We start from the raw sequence: 20,663 nt of genomic DNA, 5'->3' as shown, positions 1-20,663 counted from the left end.
ACCTGCGGCATCCGCTCGCGCTCAACGGGCGTCGAGCAGGGCGTCCTCGTCGTCGGCGTCGCGGTCCTTCGGGCGCTTGCGCGAGCGGTGGAGGGCCACGGGGTCGACGCGGCGTCGATCGGGCGTCGCCGCCGAGGTCGCCGCTGAGGGGACGCTCTCGGGAAGCTCGTCGTCGTCGGCTTCCTCCCGGCGGAGCTTGCGCTCGTTGATGATGACGTACGTGATGAAGCCGAAGCCCATGACGGCGAAGAGGATCCACTGGATCGCGTACGACAGGTAGGGTCCCGGATCGTTGCTCGGCGGATCGATGGGCAGGGGGGCCGTGGCCGGGGCGGGGGACTCCGACATGAGAAGGCCGTACGCGCCCTGCTCGAGTGGTCCCGTCTGCGCGGCGACGAGCCCGAGGTTGATCGTCGGCACCTGACCGGCCTCCGCGGTGCGGCCCGACGTCGGTGCCGCCTCGCCGGGGCGAAGGCGCACTTCCACGACCACGTTCCCGGACGGCGGGGCGGGGATCTCGTCGGGATCGGCCTGGCGATTGCCGGGAGGGAGCCAGCCGCGGTCGACGAGGAAGACGCGTCCGTCGGTCAGACGGAAGGGGACGAGCTGCTCGTAGGCGGCCGAGCCCCCGTGCGCGCGGTTGCGGACCAGGAGCTGCTCGTCGGCGAGGTACTGCCCCTCCAAGCGCACGGGGCGCCACTCGTCGGACGGGGTGAGGTCGGCACCGGGGGCGAGGAGGTCGCCGAGGGCGACGGCGGGCGCGTCGTAGTTGTCGGCGACGAGCTGCAGCTGCTCGCTGCGCTCCGCGTTGCGGGAGAACTGCCAGTTCGAGAGGAAGGCGCACGCGATGGCGAAGAGGATCGCGACGCCGACGTACATCGCCCAGCGGGCGAAGGCGGGCATCTCGCGGGCGCTCACGCAGACGCTCCGTCCTCGCGCGCGTCCCGCGCGCTCACTCCGGGTCGTGCAGCCACGTCATCCAGCGTACGTCGCACGGGCGCTCAGACCGATTCGGCCGCGAGCGCAGCGACCTCGACGGGGAAGTCGCGCGCGGTGAGGAACTCCCGCAGGTAGGCGACGTGCTCGTCGCACGCGACCCAGATCTTGCGGCGGTCGACGCTGTGGATCCGCGGATTGCGCCAGCGGATCGCCCACCTGGCGGTGTCGCGGCATCCCGCCCGGGAGCACTCGGCGGCCGCGTCGGCGAGGGGAGCGTCGCCGGCGGGCACGTCGCTCTCGGGCGCGTCGCTCACGGGCGTTCGTCGCGGGGCGCGCCGAGGCGCGGGGTCTCGGCGATGCGGATGACGACGGGGCCGTCGGGCGCGGCTGCGGCAGGAGCGGGTGCGGGGCGGGGCGCCTCGATCGCGCGCTCGGGGCTGATCGCGGTGGTGTCGGCCGCGTCCTGACCGACGTTGGCGACGATGACCGCGAGGTAGGGGAGAAAGATGGCGCCCGCAGCGAAGACGAAGGTGTACCAGCCGTAGGGCGTGACGACGGCCATCGCGATGAAGCACGCGATGCGGATCCCCATCATCACCATGTATTTGGCGAAACGGCTGTCGGCGTCCTCCCGGGGAGCCTTGGGGAGCGACGTCGCTGACTGGGCGGCGCGGTTGGTCTTCACAGTGGTCTCAGGGTACGCCCGCGCGGACGGGGGTCGGCGCGTTCGAGCGATGGTCTTCTCGATGTCATGGCAAGCGAAGGCGGAACGTCGGAGGATCCATCGCGCCGAACACGGACGCGAGCGGTCAGACGCCGTAGCGCGAGCCGGACGACCCGGCGGTGACCGCGACCAGGATGACGAAGCCGATGACGATCAGCGCTCCGAGCCCGAGGCTGATGTAGCCGATCAGCAGACCCGCGAGGCCCATGCCGCGTCCGCGCTCGCCCGACGCCTTGATCTGCTTGAGCGAGATGTGCCCGGTGACGATGCCCACGATCTGCCCGATGACGGGGATGACGAAGATCCCGACGAGGGATGCCACGAGGGACACGATTGCGAGGGGGTTCGTGCGGGTGGGCGCGGTGCCGTACCCGTACGAGGCCGTTCCGTACGCCGACCCGCCGTAGGCCGGGGCGCCGTACGCGGGAGCGCCGTAGGCGGGGGCGCCGTACGTGGAGCTCGCGGTGCCGGGGGTGTCGTAGGGCGGGGTGGCGGGCTCGCCGGAGGCGGCAGCGGGGTACGCGGGAGTGCCGGAGGGCGCCGCACCGTACGCGGGGGCGGCGGCGTCGGGGGTGTCGTACGAGGCGGCCGGGGCGGACTCGCCGTACGCCGAAGCCGTGTCGTGTGCCGGGGTGTCCACGTCGGTACGGCTCTCATCCGCATCCGTGCGCGGGGTCGCGTCGCGGTCCGACGCGTCGTCGCGCGGCGCGTAGGGCGATCCCGACGCGTCGGGAACGGGCGTGCCGGCCCCCGTAGCCTGCTCGGGCTGTTTCGGGGCGGGGGTGCGGTCGTCGCTCACGGTGATCCCTTTCGTCGCGCTCCATCCAGCGTTTCAGCGGCGCTCGGCCCGTGTCAAACCCCGCGACGCTGCCGGCACGACGGCGCGGCGCCGCCGGCAACACGGCGCGGTCGGGGCCGCGGCTGTCGGGGAGAGGGCGCGCGGTCGACGCGCGACGCTGTCGACAGGGCGCTGTCGATAGGCTGAGGCGGTTCCGTCTCTCGCAAGCCCAGGAGTTCCGCCATGTCTCAGGACCGCGTCGTCGTCGTCACCGGAGGGAACCGGGGGATCGGTCGCGCCATCGCCGAACGCTTCGTCGCCGAGGGGTGGAAGGTCGCCGTCACCGCCCGCTCGGGCGAGGGCCCCGAGGGGACGTTGACCGTGCGCGCCGACGTGACGGACGCGGCAGCCGTCGATGCCGCCTTCTCGCAGGTCGAGGCCGAGCTCGGTCCGATCGCGGTGGTCGTGGCGAACGCCGGCGTCACCAAGGACACGCTGCTGCTGCGCATGAGCGAGGACGATTTCGACAGCGTCGTCTCCACCAACCTCGGTGGGGCGTTCCGCGTCGTCAAGCGCGCGTCGAAGGGCATGCTGAAGGCGCGCTGGGGCCGCGTCATCCTGATCTCCAGCGTCGTGGGGCTCTACGGCTCGGCCGGGCAGATCAACTACGCCGCGTCGAAGAGCGCGCTCGTCGGCTTCGCCCGCTCGCTCACCCGCGAGCTCGGCGGCCGCGGGATCACGGCGAACGTCGTCGCTCCCGGCTTCATCGAGACCGACATGACGGCGGAGCTGCCCGCCGACACGCAGGCGGAGTACAAGAAGAACATCCCCGCGGGTCGGTTCGCCTCGCCCGACGAGGTCGCGGGCGTCGTCACCTGGCTGGCCGGGGACGATGCGGCCTACATCTCGGGCGCCGTCATCCCGGTCGACGGCGGCCTGGGCATGGGGCACTGACCGTCCGCACGCACCGGATGCCCCTCGCGCGGCGCCCCTGAGAGACGCAGCGCGACCGTGCTCACCGCACGGCGGTGAGGTGCTGCGTGACCGTGCTCACCGCACGGCGGCGGCGAGGCGCTGTGCGAATCGTTCGGGCTGCGAGAACTGCGGCCAGTGGCCGGAGTCGAGGTGGACCACCTCGGTGTCGCGTACGCGGGCGAACTCCCGCGCGAAGGCGTCCCAGTCGGCGAGCATGCGCGGAAGCGTCTCGGCGTCGAGGCGGCCGGAGAGCACCGTGACGGGGATGTCGTAGCGACGCTCGTCGGTGAGGGTCAGGGATGAACTCGGCACGCGCCCGGGCACGTCGACCACCTGCGCGGCCGTGCGGCGGCGGGTGTCCTCGTCGAGGTCGGAGACGTCGTCGTCGTCGAAGAACTCCCACCCCGGGAAGGGGACGACGCCGTCTTCGATCGGGAACTCCGAGATCATCGCGCCCGGTGGCGGGACGACGGTGTCGACGAGCACGATCCGTCGGACGCGCTCGGGGCGACGATCGGCGGCCCCCCACACGACGTTGCCGCCGCCGGAGTGGCCGACGAGGACCACCGGGGCGTCGAGCCGGTCGATCTCGGAGACCACCGCGTCGACCCAGTCATCGACGACGAGGTCGCCGACGGCCGGACCGGGCAGGGTGAGGGGAAGGGGGCGGTGGCCCGCGCGGCGGAGCGCGGGCAGCACCGCATCCCACGACGACGCATCGAGCCAGAGACCGGGTACGAGGATGACGTCCATGACGGCAGCGTAGGACGCCCCTCCGACGTCGGCCAGGGGCGGCGTCGGCGCGGGGTCACGGCACGACGTCTCGCGGCCCGCGGTGCGGGGGATGCCCCTCGGATGCCGTTGCGCTCAGCGGGGGAGGACGGCGATGACCTGCGCCAGGTCGACGTCGCCCACGACGAGGTCGGCGCGCTCGCGCACGGCGGGCTTGGCGTTGAAGGCGAGACCGAGGCCCGCGACCTTCATCATCTCCAGGTCGTTCGCGCCGTCGCCGATCGCGAACGTCAGTCGCAGGGGGACGCCGTGCTCGTCGGCCCAGCGGCGGAGCGTCTCGGCTTTGGCGGTGGCATCCACGATCTCGCCGTCGACCTCGCCGGTGAGCGCACCGTCGGCCGCGACGAGACGGTTCGCGCGCCAGACGTCGACGCCCAGGCCGGGGGCGACGGTGTCGAGCACCTCGTGGAAGCCGCCCGAGACCACACCGACCACGCCACCCCGCTCGTGCACGGCGGCGACGAGGTCGTGCACACCCGGGGTCGGTTCGATGCGGGCGACCGCCCGGGCGAACGCGTCGGTCGACACGCCCGCGAGCGCCTTCACACGGGAGCGGAGGCTCGTGGCGAAGTCCACCTCGCCGCGCATGGCCGCTTCGGTGGCGGCGGCGACCTCGTCGCCGCGACCCGCCTCGTCGGCGAGGAGTTCGATGACCTCGTTGCGGATGAGGGTCGAATCGGCATCCAGCACGACGAGGAAGCGAGCGGTCGAAGTCACGCGCTCGACCCTAGCGCGTGGCGTAGCGGCCCGCGGGCGCCGGCTGTCGCACGGCGTCACGGTCGGGTCCGGCCACGGACGGCGGCCGTAGGCTGGAAGCTTCCGCCGCCTCCTCAGAAGGGACCTCCCATGGCCGACGTCGAAAGCTTCACCCTGGACCACACCGCCGTGCTGGCGCCCTACGTCCGCCTGATCGGCACGGAGTCGGGCCCCCGCGGCGACGTCATCAGCAACTTCGATCTGCGTCTCGTGCAGCCCAACGAGCAGGAGATCCCGACCGGCGGCCTGCACACCATCGAGCACCTGCTCGCGAGCCTCGTCCGCGACCGCATCGACGGTCTCATCGACATCTCGCCCTTCGGCTGCCGCACCGGCTTCCACGTGATCATGTGGGGCGAGCCCGACGTGGAGGCGCTGGCGAGCGCCATCACCGACTCGCTGCGGGCGATCGCCGACGACGTCACGTGGGACGACGTCCCCGGGACCGACGCCTTCAGCTGCGGCAACTACCGCGACCACAGCCTCCACAGTGCGCGCGAGTGGTCGAAGGCCGTGCTCGAGAAGGGCATCTCGCGCGACGCGTTCGCGCGCGTCGGCGTCTGAGAGACCCGCAACGAGAGAGGGCGGCGACCGTGGTGGTCACCGCCCTCTCTCGTTGCGAGGGTCAGGCGTGGACGTGCACGTCCTTGCCGACGACGGTGATCCCCGTCTCGGTCACCGTGAACCCTCGGGCGAGGTCGCGTTCGCGGTCGACGCCGATGGTCGCCCCCGGCTCGAGAACGACGTTCTTGTCAAGGATCGCGCGATGGATGCGAGCGCCCGCGCCGACCTGCACGCTGTCGAAGAGCACCGAGTCGGTGATCGTCGAGCCTCCGCCGGCGAGCGCCCACGGGCCGACCACGCTGCGTTCGAGGTGGGTTCCCGACAGCACCGAGCCGAGCGACACGATCGAGTCGATCGCGTTGCCGATGCGTCCGACCGAGTCGCGCACGAACTTCGCCGGCGGGGCGTTGAAGGTCTGCGAGTAGATCGGCCAGTCGGTGTTGTAGAGGTTGAAGATGGGCAGGGTCGAGATCAGGTCCATGTGCGCGTCGTAGAACGACTCGATCGTGCCCACGTCGCGCCAGTACGACTGATCGCGCGGGGTGGACCCGGGCACGTCGTTGCGCTGGAAGTCGTACACGGCCGCCTCGCCGCGGTTGACGAAGTACGGAACGATGTCGCCGCCCATGTCGTGGGCCGAGGTCGGCAGCTCGCCGTCGTGGGTGACGGCTTCGACGAGCGCGTCGGCGTCGAAGATGTAGTTGCCCATCGAGGCGAGCACCTCGTGCGGCGAGTCGGCCAGCCCCTCGGGGTTCTGCGGCTTCTCGAGGAACGCGCGGATCTTCGTGGGGTCGCTCGGATCGGTGTCGATCACGCCGAACTGGTTCGCGAGCGAGATCGGCTGACGGATGCCGGCGACCGTCGCGCGCGCATCCGAGGCGATGTGGGCGTCGAGCATCTGCTTGAAGTCCATGCGGTACACGTGGTCGGCGCCGATGACGACGACGATGTCGGGCTTCTCGTCGCGGATGAGGTTCATCGACTGCAGGATCGCGTCGGCGGAGCCCGAGAACCACCGCTTGCCGAGGCGCTGCTGGGCGGGGACGGATGCCACGTACGCGCCGAGCATGGGCGACATGCGCCACGTCTGAGAGATGTGGCGGTCGAGGCTGTGCGACTTGTACTGCGTGAGCACGACGAGCTGGCGCAGGCCCGAATTGATGAGGTTCGAGATGGCGAAGTCGATGAGGCGGTACTGGCCGCCGAAGGGGACGGCGGGTTTGGCGCGATCCGCCGTCAGGGGCATGAGTCGCTTTCCCTCGCCGCCGGCGAGGATGATTCCGAAGACCTTCGGCGCTGCAGGCATGGCACCACACTAGGGGGCGGAACAGGATGCCGGAACACGTCGTCGGCGTGCCTTCCGCTGTACTACGGTTCGTCTCATGCGCGTCGACATCGTGACCAAGGAGTACCCGCCGGAGATCTACGGGGGAGCCGGGGTCCACGCCACGGAGCTGGTCAAGGCGCTGCGCGCCGAGGGCACCGAGGTGCAGGTCCGCGCGTTCGGCGCGGAGCGCGACGCGGCCGACACGACGTCCTACGGCGTCCCCGCCGAGCTCGTCTCCGCGAACGGCGCGATCCAGACCCTCGGCACCGACCTCGAGATCGTCACCGACGTCGCCGGCGCCGACGTCGTGCACTCGCACACCTGGTACGCGAACTTCGCCGGGCACCTGGCATCCCTCCTCCACGGGATCCCGCACGTCGTGACCGCCCACAGCCTCGAGCCGTTGCGGCCCTGGAAGGCCGAGCAGCTCGGCGGCGGCTACGCCGTGTCGAGCTACATCGAGAAGACGGCGTACGAGGGGGCCGCGGCGGTCGTCGCGGTGAGTTCGGGGATGCGCGACGACATCCTGCGCAGCTACCCGTCGCTCGATCCCGCCAAGGTGCGGGTCATCTACAACGGCATCGACACCGAGGCGTGGCATCCGGTGACGAACGACGCGTTCCTGGAATCGGTCGGGATCGATCCGTCGCGTCCCTCCATCGTCTTCGTCGGGCGCATCACACGGCAGAAGGGTCTGCCGTACCTGCTGCGCGCGGTGGAGCAACTGCCGCAGGACGTGCAGGTGATCCTGTGCGCGGGCGCCCCCGACACCCCGCAGATCATGGCCGAGGTGCAGGAGCTCGTGCGCGGCCTGCAGGCGACCCGCGACGGCGTGGTGTGGATCGAGCGTCTGCTTCCACGCGACGAGCTGTGCGCCATCCTCACCGCGGCGACGACGTTCGTGTGCCCCTCGGTGTACGAGCCGCTCGGCATCGTGAACCTCGAGGCGATGGCGTGCGGAGCGGCCGTGGTGGGCACCGCGACCGGCGGCATCCCCGAGGTCGTCGTCGACGGCGTGACCGGTCGTCTCGTGCCGATCGACCAGGTGCAGGACGGCACCGGCACGCCCGTCGACCCCGACCGCTTCGTCGACGACCTCGCCCGCGTGCTCACGGAGGTCGTGGCGGATGCCGAGACCGCCCGCGCGTTCGGCGAGGCGGGGCGCCAGCGCGCCGTCGACGCCTTCAGCTGGGGCGCGATCGCGCAGGAGACCGCGGCGCTGTACGCCGAGGTCGCGGGGGCGTCGCGGTAGCTCTGCACGTCGGCCGTGTGGCATCCGGGTGGTGTCGTCGCGCCCGTTAGGCTAGCTGCATGCCTCAGGTGCTCGAGTTCTCCGACGTCGTCGTCCGCCGGAACGCGCGGGACATCGTGTCCCACCTCGACTGGACGGTGTCGGATGACGAGCGCTGGGTCGTGCTCGGGCCGAACGGCGCCGGCAAGACCACCGTTCTGCAGCTCGCCGACACGCTGCTGCACCCCACGTCGGGTGCCGTGACCATCCTCGGCGAGCGACTCGGGCGGACCGACGTCTTCGAGTTGCGTCCGCGTATCGGCTTCGCCTCGTCGGCGATGGCGCGACGCGTGCCGCCGGAGGAGACCGTGCTCGACGTCGTGCTGACCGCGGCCTTCTCGGTCGTCGGGCGCTGGCGCGAGGACTACGACGACATCGACGAGCGACGCGCGCTGCGCGTGCTGGCCGAGTGGAAGCTCGACCACCTCGCCGACCGCACCTTCGGAACGCTCAGCGACGGCGAGCAGAAGCGCGTGCAGATCGCCCGCGCCGTCATGACCGATCCGGAGCTGCTGCTGCTCGACGAGCCGACCGCGAGCCTCGACCTGGGGGCGCGCGAAGAGCTGCTGAGCCTGCTGTCGGGCTACGCGCAGGCGCCGACGACACCCGCGATGGTCATGGTCACGCACCACGTCGAGGAGATCCCCATCGGGTTCACGCACGTGCTGCTGCTGCGCGACGGCGAGGTCGTGGCATCCGGACCCCTCGAAGAGGCCCTCACGGCCGAGAACCTCTCGGCGACGTTCGGACTCGACATCACCCTTACGCACGACGCCGGTCGGTACGCCGCTCGCGCGGTGTGATCCCGGGCGGCGGGGCCTCTCGGCGTCGGCTTCGGCTCGGGCCTGGTAGACTCTTCCGTTGGTGCCTCCGGCGCCGCAGACTTTGACGTCCTGGCAGAATCCAGGGCACCACTTCTCAAAGGACCTCCCATGCAGACTGACATCCACCCCACGTACAAGGCCGTCGTGTTCCGCGACCTCGGTTCGGGCGACACCTTCCTCACCCGTTCGACCGTCTCGAGCGACAAGACGATCGAGCTCGACGGCGTGGAGTACCCCGTCATCGACGTGGAGATCTCGTCGGCCTCGCACCCGTTCTACACGGGCAAGCAGCGCATCATGGACTCGGCCGGTCGCGTCGAGAAGTTCAACCAGCGCTTCAAGAACTTCGGCGGTCGTTGATCCGCAGCGGTTCCGCGTCGAAGCCCCTCGTCCTTCAGGACGGGGGGCTTTCGTCTTTCCCGGAGCCGGAGGTGACCGGGGCGCGGTCGCCCTCACCCGCGCTTCTCGGGCAGGAGGGGCTTCGGCGGGTCGGTGCTGAGGATGGGGGACATCGTCACCGGGGCGCGGTCGCCCTCACTCGCCCTTCGCGGGCAGGAGGGGTTTCGGCGGGTGAGTGCTGAGGACGGGGGACGTCGTCACTGGGCCGAGCCGCGCGAGCGCTCGACCACCTCCTCCAGCCGCGCCGCGTCGGGGGTGTACACGTCGAAGAGCAGGCGGTCTTCTCTGGTGACGCGGACGATCGATGTGACCTCGGCGAGGTCGACGAGCTCCCGCGCCTGAGCGGGCGAGGCATGCGTCATGTGGAGGCAGTGACGGCATCATCTCGAGCGCGGATGGGGTCGCCCGTGCCCGGCGCGACGGGGCGCCTCACCGATCAGTGCGCCGCGTCGGTCGGGCGGAACGACCCCAGAGGTCGGTGGGGACCCAGCTCGTCGCGATGATCCGCCCACATCCGTTGGCGCTCGCGGGTTTCGCGGACGACCTCCGCGTCGAGGTCGGCGAACGCGACGTGCTCGGCCTCGCCGACCGCGGCGATGCGCCGGCCGAGCGGATCGAAGACGGCGGAGCCGCCGATGAAGGCGTGCGGACCACCCACGAGGCCGCTGAACACCACGTACATGCCGTTGTCGAGGGCGCGTGAGGCGTAGTGGAGATCGCGGCGGTGCTCGCCCCCGGGGAAGTACGCGCCGCTGTTGAGGTAGACGTGCGCCCCGGCTCGGCCCGCGGCGGCCGCGTGCTCGGGGAAGTTCGCGTCGTAGCAGACCGAGAGCGCGAAGCGGAGGCCGTGCAGGACGAACGAGGCACCGTGATCGCCGGGAGCGAAGAGGGGGCGTTCGCTGTCGTGCAGGTGCTGCTTGGCGTAGGCAGCGAGGGGGTCGCGACCGGGGGAGAGGATCACGTCGCTGAGGGTGCGGCACCCCTCCCGCTCGAGGGCGGTGTTGACGACGGCGATGACGCCGGTGCGGTCGACGGCCTTTTGCACGGGGGCCCACCACCCGCCCGGGCCGAGCGCGGGAAGGGGGTCGGCGAAAGCGAGGTCGTCGTACCCGGTGACGGCGGCTTCGGGGAAGAGGGCCAGGTCTGCATCCCCCGCCGCGGCGTCGCCCACGAGGCGGGCGATGAGAGCGACGTTCGCGTCGACGTCACCCGGGACGGCTTCCATCTGGACGGTCGCAATGCGGCAGGTCACGGGAACAGTGTGGCATTGCGGCGACGTCAGCCGGGTTCGAGGTGCGGGGCCGAGGCGGGTGGGGCGGAGGTGGTGCGCGTCGGTGATGGGGCGGGGCGGTGATGGGCGGGGCGGGCGAGCACGACGCCCGCCCGGCGCTCAGAACGGCGGCGGATCGGTGTCGTACGTGCCGCCGAGCGGCGACGTCCACTGCAGGTCGCCGGTGACGGGATCGTGGGTCGGCGTCCACCGCGTCTCGTGCCGGAGGCGGTGATGGTGTCGGCACTCCGGTGCGAGATTATCGGCATCCGTAGAGCCGCCGTCGGCCCACGCGCTGAGATGGTCCAGGTCGCAGTCGCGCGCTAAGCGGTTGCAGCCGGGGAAGACGCAGGTCGGCGACGTCACGCCCAGCCAGCGTCGGAGGGCCGTGGGGACGCGGTACGTCTGACGGTCGAGGACGAGCGGTGCGCCGGTGACGGGGTGCGTCAGAAGGCGCACCCAGGAGCTCGCTTCGCCGGCCAGACGGCGCGCGGTGTCGAGGTCGATGGGTCCGTAGCCATCGAGGATGGCGGGGCGATCGTCAGCCCCGAGGAGGGTCAGCGCGGGGACGGTGACGACGACCGTGGGGGAAGCGGCGTGTGTTCGCGTTGTTGTGGACGTGGGCGCGGCGCCCACTCGGGACGCGGAGTCGCCTCGGGGAGTGGTCTCGGCACGGGGCGTGCCCTCGCCTTTGGGTACGGGAGCGTCCGAGCGGCCGGTCGCGGCCAGGTCAGCACTCGAGACCGTCACGAGGTCGGCGAGAACGTCGGCGCGCAGCTGCGCCAGCGTGCGCTCCTCATCCGGCGCAGCGTGCAGATGCCGAGCGGCGCCGTCGAGGCGCGTCATGATGCTGCGTGCCCTCTCTGCCGGGAGGAAGGCGGTGAGCGAGGCCATCCCGTCGAGTTCCGGCGCCATCCACACCCCGCGATCGCGCGCTGCGCGGCGATGGCGGGCATCGATCGACTCGGCATGCACGCGCTCGCGAACAGCGCGCGCGGCGACGGCGAACTTCGTGGGCGTCAGCCTCATCGCGGTCTCGGCGGCGCCGTCGTCGAACGCCCTCCACGCCGTCTCGTCGTGAGGGAGGGAGGTCGCGAGCCGGGCCGCCTCGACGGCGTGGCGTTCGGACGTCCGTCCGGCGGCGAACGCGTCCCACAGCCGAGGGCAGCGTTCTCGAAGCGCCTCGACGTGCGTGGCGCGCGTGCGGACGGTCTGCTCCGAGAGGCGCAGACGCACCGCCATCTCGGCGGCCGCCGCCCGCTGCGCGAGATCGACGCGGTCGCGTCGCACCGCGCCGGCGGTGCGGCCGCGCGCATCGCTCCACGTGTAGTCGAGGGTCGGGTCGGGGCCGACCCAGGGCGTCGGGTCGGCGGCGGCGTCGCGCAGGACGGTCGCGATGAGGCGACCCTCCTCGGCCGCAAGACGGTGACGCTCGGCGGCGATCAGCTCGAGATGCCCGAGGATTGCGTCGAGATCGGATGCCGAGGCGGTCGCGGCGTCATCGTCAGTCGCGTCATCGTCAGCCGCCTCGCCGTCAGCCGCGGCCCCCTCGGGCCGGACGTGAACAGAGGAGAACACGTCGTCGGCGGAGAACGCATCATGGCGGTGACTCGCCGCGCCGAGATCGAGCAGGCGGGCCCACGCGACCTCGTCGTCGAGCTCGTCGTCGGCAGGCCACGGAACCCCGTCCCACGACCGCGGAGCCGGCGAGGGCCGGTCGGCGAGAGGAACGGAGGTGTCCATGTCGAAACGCTATCGGGGGCCTCCGACATCGCCGCGAAGGGCCGGAACCTCGCGGCGAATGCGTGGTCGGGTCCCGCGCTGAGCGGATGCCGGACCGGTGAGCGCGCGGTGGGGAACCTTCGACAAGCAGATACCGCGTCGGGCCCGGGGGAGGCGCCGCCACTCCGGTCGCCGTGTGCGATGTCGTCCGTCGCCCGCGTCGGGATCGGGGGAGGCGTCGTGCGATCCCAATCGGTGTCGGGGTCCGGCGGTGTCGGATCGTGGTGCGGAAGGCGCCCGCCGCCCGTGAGGCCGGTCGCAGCCCGGCCCCCGTGGGCCCTCCTGCGTGATCGATCCGGCGTCGCCCGCTTCTCAGCGGATCGGCCACGCCCCGTCGAGCGGCGGAGCGGCGGCATCCAGGCGGCCGATCTTCACGAAGTACTCGGTCAGGCTCGCGGCCTGCGCGCGGGCCCACGCGATCTGGCGGGTGTGCAGCTCGTCGAGGGTCTGCGGCATCCACGGTCCGAACTTCTCGGCGAGAGCCAGGGCCAGGCGCCCGGCGGCGACCGCGTCGGCGCAGGCTTCGTGAGCGGATTCGAGCGGGACGGCGTAGTGCTCGGCGACGACCGACAGGGTGCGCTTGCCGCGACGGTACGTGTCGTAGGTCTTGTCGACCACGAGGGGGTCGATCACGGGTGAGGGCGCGTGGATCGGCGCGACGCCGTGGCGAACGGCTTCGTTCTTGAGCAGCGAGAAGTCGTACGGAGCGTTGTAGGCCACCACCGGGATGCCGGCGGCGAACAGCGCGGCGAGGGCTTCGACGACCTCGGCCACCACGCGCGGGGCGGGGGCTCCGTCGGCGCGAGCCCGCTCCGTGGTGATGCCGTGGATGGCCGCGGCTCCGGCGGGGATCTCGATGCCCGGGTCGGCGAGCCAGACGCGGGCGTCGATGACGTTGCCGTCGACGTCGAGCACGCCCACGTGGGCGGTCACGATGCGATCTCTCTCGACGTCCACGCCGGTGGTCTCGAGATCGAACACGCCGATCAGGCGCGCCCACTCGGGCGTCTGGAAGAGGGGGAGCGGCTCGGCCTGCCACAGGGTCATGGGGTCACCGTAGAACGAGGTTCCGACATGGACGGCGAGGCGCGCAGAAGGGTGCGGGGAGGAGGTCCCGGATGCCAGGCGGCGGCGTGAGCGCCGGGCGCGCGTCCTGAACGCCGGGCGCGGCGGGAAGCGCCGGGGGCGGCGTTCGCGTCGACGCGCGTCCCGGATGACGAGGCGCGACAGGAAGGATCGCGGCCGACGGTGCCGGGACGTGGTGGGGGAGGATCGCGCCCGGCGGTGTCGGGACCCCCTCGTAGACTCGACCCATGCCGAATCCCTACGCCGAGCGCCTCGCCGAGATCGCCGTGGAGCGCCGCGAGACCGCCGTCCTCGGCGGCACCACGGCCTACTGGGTCTACGGAGACGAGGCCGCTTCGACGACGATCGTCGCGGTGCACGGGTTCCGCGGCGAGCATCACGGACTCGACCCCGTCGTGGCGCACCTGCGCGGCATCCGGGTCATCTCACCCGACCTGCCCGGCTTTGGTGAGACGGCGCCGCTGGCGGGTCGCGCGCACGATCTCGAGACGTATGCGCAGTGGTTGCGGGCGTTCGTCGAGGCGGTCGCGCCCGGCGCGGTGGTGCTCGGGCACTCGTTCGGGTCGATCGTGTCGGCCGCCGCCGTGGCCGACGGGCTCGCGACGCCCCGGCTCATCCTCGTCAACCCGATCGGCGCGCCCGCGCTGGAGGGGCCGCGCGGCATCCTCACGCGACTCGCCGTCTTCTACTACCTCGCCGGAGCGAAGCTCCCGCGCGCTCTCGGCGAGGGGCTGCTGCGCAACGGTCTCATCGTGCGGGTGATGAGCAACGCCATGGCCAAGACGCGCGACCCGGAGCTGCGGCGCTTCGTGCACGAGCAGCACGACGAGTACTTCTCCCGCTTCGCCGACCGCGACGTGCTGCACGAGGCGTTCGTGACGAGCGTCTCGCACGACGTCCGCGAGTTCGCGCCGCACATCGCGCAGCCGACGCTCCTGATCGCGGCCGAGAAGGACGACATCACTCCGATCGAGGCCGAGCGGCACCTCGCCACCCTCTTCCCCGATGCGGAGTTGGTGGAGATCCCCGAGGTCGGGCACCTCGTCCATTACGAGACGCCGCAGGCGGCGGCATCCGCGATCCGGACGTTCCTCGGCGACGAGTGACGCGAGCTCTGCCGCGCCAGAACCTCACTACGCCGTCTCCGCCTTCCGCTTCCGATACGCGTTAACGTTCATGCGGTTGCCGCAGTTGCCGGAGTCGCAGTAGCGCTTCGAGCCGTTCTTCGAGAAGTCGACGTACACGCCGTCGCAGTCGTCGGCGTCGCACACGCGGATGCGGGCGTACTCGTCGGCGCGGATGACGTCGACGAACGCCATGGCCGTCTCGACGAGCATGCGCTGGGCGAGGTGGTCCGACGCCTCGGAGGCGTGGATGTGCCAGTCGAACTCGTCGTGCCGCACGAGCTGGGGGAGGGCGCGTCCGTCGCGCAGCATCGCGTTCACGAGGGGCACCGCGTCATCGCGATCGACGTTCCACAGTGCTTGGATGCGGCGCCGGATGCCGCGCACGGCGGCCAGCTCGCGCTCGTCGCGGGCGCGCGAACCGGTGTAGGTGTGCCGCTCGGCGAAGTCGTCGAGCTCGGCCATCGTCGTGAGGGTGTCGACCCCGCTCACCTCGGTGTGGGGCAGGGTGTTGACCAGTTCGACGGTCGCGCGCAGCACCAGTTCGGTGTCACGGATGAAGACCATGTTGACTCCTGACATTCTCAGGTCGTACTGTCACGAGTGTACTCACTCTTGACTCCTGACAGCAGGCCCGCATGACCACGTCGTCCGTCACCCTTCCCCGTCCCGTCCGCCACGGCTCCGGCGCCGTCACGGGGCTGCTCATCGCCGTCGCTTCGGCGCTGGCCTTCTCGTCCAGCGGCCCCTTCGTCAAACCGCTCCTCGACGGAGGATGGTCGCTCGGGGCCGTGCTGCTCGTCCGCATGGGCGTCGCGGCTCTCCTGCTCTCGCCCGCGCTCATCACGGCGATCCGGCGTCAGCGAGGGTTCCTCCGGCGCCACGGCCTGCTCATCGTGTCGTTCGGCCTGACCGCGGTCGCCGGCTGCCAGCTGTTCTACTTCGCCGCGATGCAGAGGATGCCGGTGGCCGTGGCGCTGCTGATCCAGTACATCGCCCCGGTGCTCATCGTGATCGCCGTCTGGGCGCGCACCCGCCGCGCGCCGTCGAAGGCCGTGCTCATCGGCTCGGTCGTCGCGATGGCCGGACTCGTCCTGGTCGTCGACATCAGCGGGGCGCGATTCGACCTGCTCGGCACGCTCTTCGCCCTGTGCGCCGCCGTCTGCGCAGCCGCGTACTTCATGATCGCCGGCCGCGCGGGCGACGACCTCCCACCCCTCGCCCTCGCCTCCGGCGGCCTGCTCACCGGGACGCTGCTCATGGGCATCCTCGTGGGGGTGGGCGTGCTCCCCTTCGCCGCGCCCTCGATCACGGTGTCGCTCGCGGGGCTGCAGGTTCCCGGCATCCTGCCGCTGCTGTGGGTCGGCGCGGTGGCGACCACCCTCGGCTACGCCCTCGGGGTGATCGCGGTGCCGCTCATCGGATCGCGTCTGGCGTCGTTCGTCGGCCTCAGCGAGGTGCTGTTCGCACTCGGCTTCGCGTGGCTGCTGCTGGGCGAGACGCCCGCGCCGATCCAGTTCGTGGGCGGCGCGTTGATCCTCGTCGGGGTGGTGCTGGTGCGACTGGATGCCGGGAACCCGGCCGAGCCGGCGACCGAGACGGCGAGCATCCCGGTGGTGCCGGCGCCGTGAGCCGTCGCGGGTTCCGGTCCCTCCGACGGGGTCCGGAACCTGGGGTGCTGCGAGGAGCGCAGGGGCGGGTCAGATCTCCTCGCGCGCCAGCTGCATCAGCGGCCCCACGCGATAGCCGATGACCTCGCCCATCACGAGCGAGGTCTCGGTGCGCTCGACGCCCTCGATCGCGAGGATGCGCGCGTCGGTGTCGAACAGGTGCTGCGTATCGCGGCACGCGACGCGCACGAGCAGGTCGACCTGGCCGCTGAGGCCGTGGGCCTGCAGCACCTCGGGGACTTTCGCGAGCTCCTCGCGGATCGCGGGGAGCTCGGCCTGACGCACCGTCACCTGCAGGAACGCCTCGATCGGGAAACCGAGCGCCTCGGCCGACAGCGTGCGCTCGAACGACAGGAACACGCCGCCGCGTTCGAGGCGGCTCATGCGGGCCTGCACGGTGTTGCGCGAGAGGCCGAGCTTCTCGGCGAGCGCGACGACGGTGGCGCGCGGGTCGGCGGACAGGGCGCGGAGGAGGTCGAGGTCGACCGCGTCGAGCTTGCTCATGGTGCGAAACATTAGCAGTGTCACCGCCCTCCGCAATGGGCACCTTGCTCAATATGACGGCGAGGTCTTGAGCGGGGTGCATTCCGCGCGTACGGTCGGCCTCGTCGGCGGAGTTGCCGACGCCCGGACCGCCCCGGCTCTCACGAGGAGCCCCGGGCCGCACCTGGAGGGATGACGATGACGTACACCCAGACCACGCCGGAGCAGGGAGCCGCCGACCGCGGATCCACCGGCACCCGCGGCGACGTCGACGACGTCTCGCGCCTGCTCGAGCCCGACGGCTCGCGGATCCCGGATGCCGAGCTCGACCCGTGGATCGCCGACCTCTCGCCGCACGAGCTGCGCGCCCTCCACCGCGACATGGTCCTCACGCGTCGCCTCGACGCCGAGGGCGTCGCCCTGCAGCGTCAGGGTCAGCTCGCCCTGTGGGCCCCGTGCCGCGGCCAGGAGGCCGTGCAGGTCGGCACCGCGCACGCCCTCGCCCCCGGCGATTTCGTCTTCCCCAGCTACCGCGAGCACGGCGTGCTGCTCGGCCGCGGCGCCCAGCCCGCCGACTACGTGCTCGCCTGGCGCGGTGAGGAGCACTCCGCCTACGATCACACCACGATCAACGCGGCGCCCCCGCAGATCATCATCGGCGCCCAGTCGCTGCACGCGACCGGCTGGGCCATGGGCGCGCAGCGCGACGGCTCGACCGACGTGGCCGTGGCGTACTACGGCGACGGCGCCACCAGCCAGGGCGACGTCAACGAGGCGATGATCTTCGCCTCGTCGTTCCGCGCCCCCGTCGTCTTCGTCTGCTCCAACAACCAGTGGGCGATCAGCGAGCCCGTCACCGTGCAGGCGAAGTACCCGATCGCGGGTCGGGCGCCGGGGTTCGGCATCCCGAGCATGCGCATCGACGGCAACGACGCCCTCGCGTGCGTCGCCGCGATGCGGTGGGCCCTCGACCGTGCGCGTCGCGGCGAAGGCCCCTCCTTCATCGAGGCGGTGACCTATCGCATGGGCCCGCACACCACGAGCGACGACCCCACGCGCTACCGTGACGCCGCCGAGGTCGAGGCGTGGTCGCAGCGCGACCCGATCGCCCGGTTGGAGGCCTACCTTCGTGCCGAGGGTGTGCTCGACGACTCCGCCCTCGACGAGGTGGCCCGCGCCGCCGACGCCCTCGCCGCCGACGTGCGCGCCGCGTGCATCGGCGCGACCACCCGTTCGCCCGAGACGATGTTCGACCACGTGTACGCCGAGCCGCACCCCGGCCTGGAGCGGCAGAAGGCGGAGTACGTCGCGTACCTCGCGGGGTTCGAGAAGTGACCGCGCTGACCCTCGGTTCCGCGATCAACGCGGGCCTGGCGAAAGCCCTCGAGCGCGACGAGAAGGTCCTCCTCATGGGCGAGGACATCGGCGCCCTGGGCGGCGTGTTCCGCGTCACCGACGGCCTGCAGCAGCGCTTCGGTGCACAGCGGGTCGTCGACACCCCGCTCGCGGAGGCGGGCATCGTCGGCACAGCCGTCGGCCTCGCCCTGCGCGGCTACCGCCCGGTCGTCGAGATCCAGTTCGACGGCTTCGTCTACCCGGCCTTCGACCAGATCGTCTGCCAGGTCGCGAAACTGCACTACCGCAGCAACGGTCGGATCCGGATGCCGCTGGTGATCCGCATCCCGTGGGCCGGGGGAGTCGGCGCGGCCGAGCACCACTCCGAGTCGCCCGAGGCGTACTTCGCCCACACCGCGGGACTGCGCGTGGTCGCCCCCAGCACCCCGCAGGACGCCTACGTGATGCTGCAGCAGGCGGTGGCATCCGATGATCCCGTCGTCTTCTTCGAACCCAAGCGCCTCTACCACTCGAAGGGCGAGGTCGACCTGGACGCCGATCTCGCCGACGCGCCGCCCCTGCACCTCGCGCGCGTCGCCCGCGAAGGCACCGACGCGACGATCGTCACCTACGGTGCCCAGGTGCGCACGGCCCTCGACGCCGCCCTCGCCGCGGAGGACGAGGGTGTCTCGCTCGAGGTCATCGACCTGCGCTCGCTCTCGCCGATCGACATGAACACCGTCGCGGCATCCGTGCGCAAGACCGGGCGCGTCGTCGTGACGCACGAGGCCGCACGTCAGGCGGGGATGGGCGCGGAGCTGATCGCGAGCATCACCGAGCAGTGCTTCGAGTACCTCGAGGCGCCTCCCCAGCGCGTGACCGGTCACGACATCCCGTATCCGCCGTCGAAGCTCGAGAAGCACCACGTGCCCGATCTCGACCGCGTGCTGCACGCCGTCGACCGGGTGCTCGAGCGCGATGCGCCGGGAACCGCATCCGGCGGCTCGCACGCTTCGATCGTGGGCGGGGGTGCGCGATGATCGCCGAGTTCCTGCTCCCCGACCTCGGCGAGGGGCTGCCCGAGGCTGAGATCGTCGCGTGGCTCGTCGCCGAGGGCGATGTGGTGACGTTGAACCAGACGATCGCCGAGGTCGAGACGGCCAAGGCCGTCGTGGAGATCCCCTCGCCCTACGCCGGAACCGTGCAGGGCCTGCACGCGGCCGCCGGCGATGTGGTGGCCGTCGGCTCCCCGCTGGTGTCGTTCGCCGTGGGCGGGACGGATGCCGACGACCCGGCGCCGGCCGCGACACGGACGGAGCGTGCGTCGGCGACGGAACGCGAGGACGCGGACGAGTCCGCGGCGCCTCCCGCGGTGGCGGCAGCGGCCGAGGCCGAGCGGGCGACGCCCAACCTGGTCGGTTACGGGGCCGCGCCGGCCTCGGGCAGTCGGCCGAAGCGCCGCGCCCGGGCCGCCGCCGGCACGGCGACCCTCGACGCCGACACGGCGGTCCGCGAGGCGGCGCCCCATGATGCGGTGCGCACGGGTCCCATCGACCTGCCGCTCGAGCGTCCTCGCTCGACGCCTCCGGTGCGCAAGCTCGCGAAGGACCTCGGGGTCGATCTCGTCCTCGTCGCGGCCGCCCACCCCGGGGAGGCGGTGACGCGCGCGCACGTCGAGGAGTACGCGGCACGGGTGCCGGTGGCATCCGTCGCTCGCTCCGTCTCCGCGTCGACGGTCCCCCCGGCCGCACCCGCCTCCACCGCCGCTCGCCCGGATCCCGGCGAGCGGGTCACCCGGACGCCCATCCGCGGCGTGCGCAAGCACACCGCCGCGGCGATGGTGCAGAGCGCCTTCACGGCGCCGCACGCGACGACCTTCCTCACGGTCGACGTCACCGCCACGACCGAGCTGCTGGCATCCCTCAAGACCGACCGCGCCCTCGACGGGCATCGGATCGGCGTGCTGGCCGTCGTCGCCAAGGCCGTGTGCCTCGCCCTCGGGCGCACACCGGCGCTGAACGCGCGGTGGGACGAGGCCGCCGGCGAGATCCTCGAGCACCACTACGTGAATCTCGGCATCGCGGCCGCGACGGATCGTGGTCTCGTCGTGCCGATCGTGCGGGATGCCGAGCGCCTCCCGCTCGTCGACCTCGCCGACGCGATCGCCGAACTGGCCGGCACGGCGCGCGCCGGCCGCACGGCCCCGGCCGACATGACGGGCGGGACGTTCTCGATCACCAACGTCGGAGTCTTCGGGGTGGATGCCGGGACGCCGATCCTCAATCCGGGGGAGGCCGGGATCCTCGCCGTCGGCGCCGTGCGGCGCACGCCGTGGGAGCACCACGGCGAGATCGCCCTGCGCGACGTGCTCACCCTCAGCCTGTCGTTCGACCACCGCGTCGTGGACGGGGCCGAGGCCGCGCGATTCCTCACCGACGTCGCGGGCGTGCTGCGCGAGCCCGGACGGGCGATGCTGCTGCGGTGAAGGTTCCGGGCGCCGTCAGGCGGCGGCGCCCGGTTCTCCGCGCGGGCCGCGCGCGCTCG

The 20,663-nt window shown here is 71.9% G+C and carries 23 protein-coding genes; 10 read left to right on the top strand and 13 right to left on the bottom strand.

Going from position 1 to position 20,663, the window contains the following annotated elements; genetic code table 11:
• Positions 1–21 precede the first annotated feature (21 nt).
• From RWH45_RS15970 to RWH45_RS15955, 4 genes are all read right to left on the bottom strand, one after another.
• Entirely contained in the window at positions 22–903 is an 882-nt protein-coding gene (locus tag RWH45_RS15970; RefSeq protein ID WP_315995906.1) for an SURF1 family cytochrome oxidase biogenesis protein, read from the bottom strand.
• 98 nt (positions 904–1,001) lie between these two features.
• Positions 1,002–1,229, bottom strand: coding sequence for a hypothetical protein (locus RWH45_RS15965; RefSeq protein WP_315995905.1), 228 nt, complete (start codon positions 1,227–1,229; stop codon positions 1,002–1,004).
• A gap of 20 nt (positions 1,230–1,249) precedes the next feature.
• Entirely contained in the window at positions 1,250–1,624 is a 375-nt protein-coding gene (locus RWH45_RS15960; protein ID WP_315995843.1) for a DUF3099 domain-containing protein, read from the bottom strand.
• 124 nt (positions 1,625–1,748) lie between these two features.
• Positions 1,749–2,462 (bottom strand): DUF4190 domain-containing protein, encoded by a 714-nt coding sequence (locus RWH45_RS15955; protein ID WP_315995842.1) that lies wholly within the window; start codon positions 2,460–2,462, stop codon positions 1,749–1,751.
• Between the two features lie 222 nt (positions 2,463–2,684).
• Between RWH45_RS15955 and fabG the strand changes: the two genes are divergently transcribed.
• Complete coding sequence (fabG, locus tag RWH45_RS15950) at positions 2,685–3,395, top strand: 3-oxoacyl-ACP reductase FabG (RefSeq protein ID WP_264630680.1); 711 nt, start codon at positions 2,685–2,687, stop codon at positions 3,393–3,395.
• Between the two features lie 96 nt (positions 3,396–3,491).
• Here the strand turns inward: fabG and RWH45_RS15945 are convergent, their stop codons facing one another.
• Positions 3,492–4,169, bottom strand: a complete 678-nt coding sequence (locus tag RWH45_RS15945) for an alpha/beta fold hydrolase (protein ID WP_315995841.1) — start codon at positions 4,167–4,169, stop codon at positions 3,492–3,494.
• Positions 4,170–4,283: 114 nt separating this feature from the next.
• Positions 4,284–4,925, bottom strand: a complete 642-nt coding sequence (gene serB, locus RWH45_RS15940) for a phosphoserine phosphatase SerB (RefSeq protein ID WP_315995840.1) — start codon at positions 4,923–4,925, stop codon at positions 4,284–4,286.
• Between the two features lie 129 nt (positions 4,926–5,054).
• Here serB and RWH45_RS15935 point away from each other — a divergent pair, with 129 nt between their 5' ends.
• Complete coding sequence (locus RWH45_RS15935) at positions 5,055–5,528, top strand: S-ribosylhomocysteine lyase (RefSeq protein ID WP_315995839.1); 474 nt, start codon at positions 5,055–5,057, stop codon at positions 5,526–5,528.
• Positions 5,529–5,589: 61 nt separating this feature from the next.
• Here RWH45_RS15935 and glgC read toward each other — a convergent pair whose 3' ends face one another.
• Positions 5,590–6,834, bottom strand: coding sequence for a glucose-1-phosphate adenylyltransferase (gene glgC / locus RWH45_RS15930; protein ID WP_315995838.1), 1,245 nt, complete (start codon positions 6,832–6,834; stop codon positions 5,590–5,592).
• A 76-nt stretch (positions 6,835–6,910) separates the two neighbouring features.
• Between glgC and glgA the strand changes: the two genes are divergently transcribed.
• The 3 genes from glgA (at position 6,911) to RWH45_RS15915 (ending at position 9,330) form a co-directional block, all read left to right on the top strand.
• Positions 6,911–8,107, top strand: coding sequence for a glycogen synthase (gene glgA / locus RWH45_RS15925; protein ID WP_315995837.1), 1,197 nt, complete (start codon positions 6,911–6,913; stop codon positions 8,105–8,107).
• A 59-nt stretch (positions 8,108–8,166) separates the two neighbouring features.
• Positions 8,167–8,949 (top strand): ABC transporter ATP-binding protein, encoded by a 783-nt coding sequence (locus tag RWH45_RS15920; protein ID WP_315995836.1) that lies wholly within the window; start codon positions 8,167–8,169, stop codon positions 8,947–8,949.
• Between the two features lie 129 nt (positions 8,950–9,078).
• The gene (locus RWH45_RS15915; protein ID WP_055837630.1) at positions 9,079–9,330 is read left to right on the top strand and encodes a type B 50S ribosomal protein L31; all 252 of its coding nucleotides are present in this window, start codon (positions 9,079–9,081) and stop codon (positions 9,328–9,330) included.
• Between the two features lie 236 nt (positions 9,331–9,566).
• On the opposite strand, the gene RWH45_RS15910 is transcribed toward RWH45_RS15915, so the two are convergent.
• The 4 genes from RWH45_RS15910 to RWH45_RS15895 all read right to left on the bottom strand — a co-directional run bounded on the left by RWH45_RS15910 (position 9,567) and on the right by RWH45_RS15895 (position 13,468).
• Positions 9,567–9,731, bottom strand: a complete 165-nt coding sequence (locus RWH45_RS15910; protein ID WP_315995835.1) for a hypothetical protein — start codon at positions 9,729–9,731, stop codon at positions 9,567–9,569.
• 74 nt (positions 9,732–9,805) lie between these two features.
• Positions 9,806–10,621, bottom strand: a complete 816-nt coding sequence (locus RWH45_RS15905) for a carbon-nitrogen hydrolase family protein (protein WP_315995834.1) — start codon at positions 10,619–10,621, stop codon at positions 9,806–9,808.
• Between the two features lie 138 nt (positions 10,622–10,759).
• Positions 10,760–12,382 (bottom strand): HNH endonuclease signature motif containing protein, encoded by a 1,623-nt coding sequence (locus RWH45_RS15900; RefSeq protein WP_315995833.1) that lies wholly within the window; start codon positions 12,380–12,382, stop codon positions 10,760–10,762.
• 351 nt (positions 12,383–12,733) lie between these two features.
• Positions 12,734–13,468: an exonuclease domain-containing protein gene (locus RWH45_RS15895; protein ID WP_315995832.1), complete on the bottom strand. Its 735-nt coding sequence runs from the start codon at positions 13,466–13,468 to the stop codon at positions 12,734–12,736.
• A gap of 266 nt (positions 13,469–13,734) precedes the next feature.
• Between RWH45_RS15895 and RWH45_RS15890 the strand changes: the two genes are divergently transcribed.
• Entirely contained in the window at positions 13,735–14,613 is an 879-nt protein-coding gene (locus RWH45_RS15890) for an alpha/beta fold hydrolase (RefSeq protein ID WP_315995831.1), read from the top strand.
• A 27-nt stretch (positions 14,614–14,640) separates the two neighbouring features.
• Here the strand turns inward: RWH45_RS15890 and RWH45_RS15885 are convergent, their stop codons facing one another.
• The gene (locus RWH45_RS15885; protein ID WP_315995830.1) at positions 14,641–15,198 is read right to left on the bottom strand and encodes a CGNR zinc finger domain-containing protein; all 558 of its coding nucleotides are present in this window, start codon (positions 15,196–15,198) and stop codon (positions 14,641–14,643) included.
• A 71-nt stretch (positions 15,199–15,269) separates the two neighbouring features.
• On the opposite strand from RWH45_RS15885, the gene RWH45_RS15880 reads away from it, so the two are divergent.
• Entirely contained in the window at positions 15,270–16,262 is a 993-nt protein-coding gene (locus RWH45_RS15880; RefSeq protein WP_315995829.1) for an EamA family transporter, read from the top strand.
• Positions 16,263–16,331: 69 nt separating this feature from the next.
• On the opposite strand, the gene RWH45_RS15875 is transcribed toward RWH45_RS15880, so the two are convergent.
• Positions 16,332–16,805, bottom strand: coding sequence for an Lrp/AsnC family transcriptional regulator (locus RWH45_RS15875; RefSeq protein WP_136585763.1), 474 nt, complete (start codon positions 16,803–16,805; stop codon positions 16,332–16,334).
• A 177-nt stretch (positions 16,806–16,982) separates the two neighbouring features.
• Here RWH45_RS15875 and pdhA point away from each other — a divergent pair, with 177 nt between their 5' ends.
• From pdhA to RWH45_RS15860, 3 genes are read left to right on the top strand one after another with little or no spacing between them, the layout of a single operon-like run.
• Positions 16,983–18,119 carry a pyruvate dehydrogenase (acetyl-transferring) E1 component subunit alpha gene (gene pdhA / locus RWH45_RS15870; protein WP_437127352.1) on the top strand — a complete coding sequence of 379 codons (1,137 nt, stop codon included), beginning with the start codon at positions 16,983–16,985 and terminating at the stop codon, positions 18,117–18,119.
• Positions 18,116–19,159, top strand: a complete 1,044-nt coding sequence (locus RWH45_RS15865) for an alpha-ketoacid dehydrogenase subunit beta (protein WP_315995827.1) — start codon at positions 18,116–18,118, stop codon at positions 19,157–19,159. The genes pdhA and RWH45_RS15865 overlap by 4 nt, the downstream gene beginning before the upstream one ends.
• A complete protein-coding gene (locus tag RWH45_RS15860; RefSeq protein ID WP_315995826.1) occupies positions 19,156–20,604 on the top strand; it encodes a dihydrolipoamide acetyltransferase family protein in 1,449 nt (482 codons plus the stop codon). The genes RWH45_RS15865 and RWH45_RS15860 overlap by 4 nt, the downstream gene beginning before the upstream one ends.
• Positions 20,605–20,663: the final 59 nt, after the last annotated feature.

Source organism: Microbacterium galbum, from assembly GCF_032464915.1.
Classification (GTDB): domain Bacteria; phylum Actinomycetota; class Actinomycetes; order Actinomycetales; family Microbacteriaceae; genus Microbacterium; species Microbacterium galbum.
This window is presented reverse-complemented; position numbering and strand designations above follow the sequence as displayed.

Bases quoted from the DNA above. Each gene is read 5' to 3' on its own strand.
- RWH45_RS15970 (WP_315995906.1), bottom strand. From the start codon at position 903: ATGCCCGCCTTCGCCCGCTGGGCGATGTACGTCGGCGTCGCGATCCTC.
- fabG (WP_264630680.1), top strand. From the start codon at position 2,685: ATGTCTCAGGACCGCGTCGTCGTCGTCACCGGAGGGAACCGGGGGATC.
- RWH45_RS15945 (WP_315995841.1), bottom strand. From the start codon at position 4,169: ATGGACGTCATCCTCGTACCCGGTCTCTGGCTCGATGCGTCGTCGTGG.
- RWH45_RS15935 (WP_315995839.1), top strand. From the start codon at position 5,055: ATGGCCGACGTCGAAAGCTTCACCCTGGACCACACCGCCGTGCTGGCG.
- glgC (WP_315995838.1), bottom strand. From the start codon at position 6,834: ATGCCTGCAGCGCCGAAGGTCTTCGGAATCATCCTCGCCGGCGGCGAG.
- glgA (WP_315995837.1), top strand. From the start codon at position 6,911: ATGCGCGTCGACATCGTGACCAAGGAGTACCCGCCGGAGATCTACGGG.
- RWH45_RS15920 (WP_315995836.1), top strand. From the start codon at position 8,167: ATGCCTCAGGTGCTCGAGTTCTCCGACGTCGTCGTCCGCCGGAACGCG.
- RWH45_RS15915 (WP_055837630.1), top strand. From the start codon at position 9,079: ATGCAGACTGACATCCACCCCACGTACAAGGCCGTCGTGTTCCGCGAC.
- RWH45_RS15910 (WP_315995835.1), bottom strand. From the start codon at position 9,731: ATGACGCATGCCTCGCCCGCTCAGGCGCGGGAGCTCGTCGACCTCGCC.
- RWH45_RS15900 (WP_315995833.1), bottom strand. From the start codon at position 12,382: ATGGACACCTCCGTTCCTCTCGCCGACCGGCCCTCGCCGGCTCCGCGG.
- RWH45_RS15895 (WP_315995832.1), bottom strand. From the start codon at position 13,468: ATGACCCTGTGGCAGGCCGAGCCGCTCCCCCTCTTCCAGACGCCCGAG.
- RWH45_RS15890 (WP_315995831.1), top strand. From the start codon at position 13,735: ATGCCGAATCCCTACGCCGAGCGCCTCGCCGAGATCGCCGTGGAGCGC.
- RWH45_RS15885 (WP_315995830.1), bottom strand. From the start codon at position 15,198: ATGGTCTTCATCCGTGACACCGAACTGGTGCTGCGCGCGACCGTCGAA.
- RWH45_RS15880 (WP_315995829.1), top strand. From the start codon at position 15,270: ATGACCACGTCGTCCGTCACCCTTCCCCGTCCCGTCCGCCACGGCTCC.
- RWH45_RS15875 (WP_136585763.1), bottom strand. From the start codon at position 16,805: ATGAGCAAGCTCGACGCGGTCGACCTCGACCTCCTCCGCGCCCTGTCC.
- pdhA (WP_437127352.1), top strand. From the start codon at position 16,983: ATGACGTACACCCAGACCACGCCGGAGCAGGGAGCCGCCGACCGCGGA.
- RWH45_RS15860 (WP_315995826.1), top strand. From the start codon at position 19,156: ATGATCGCCGAGTTCCTGCTCCCCGACCTCGGCGAGGGGCTGCCCGAG.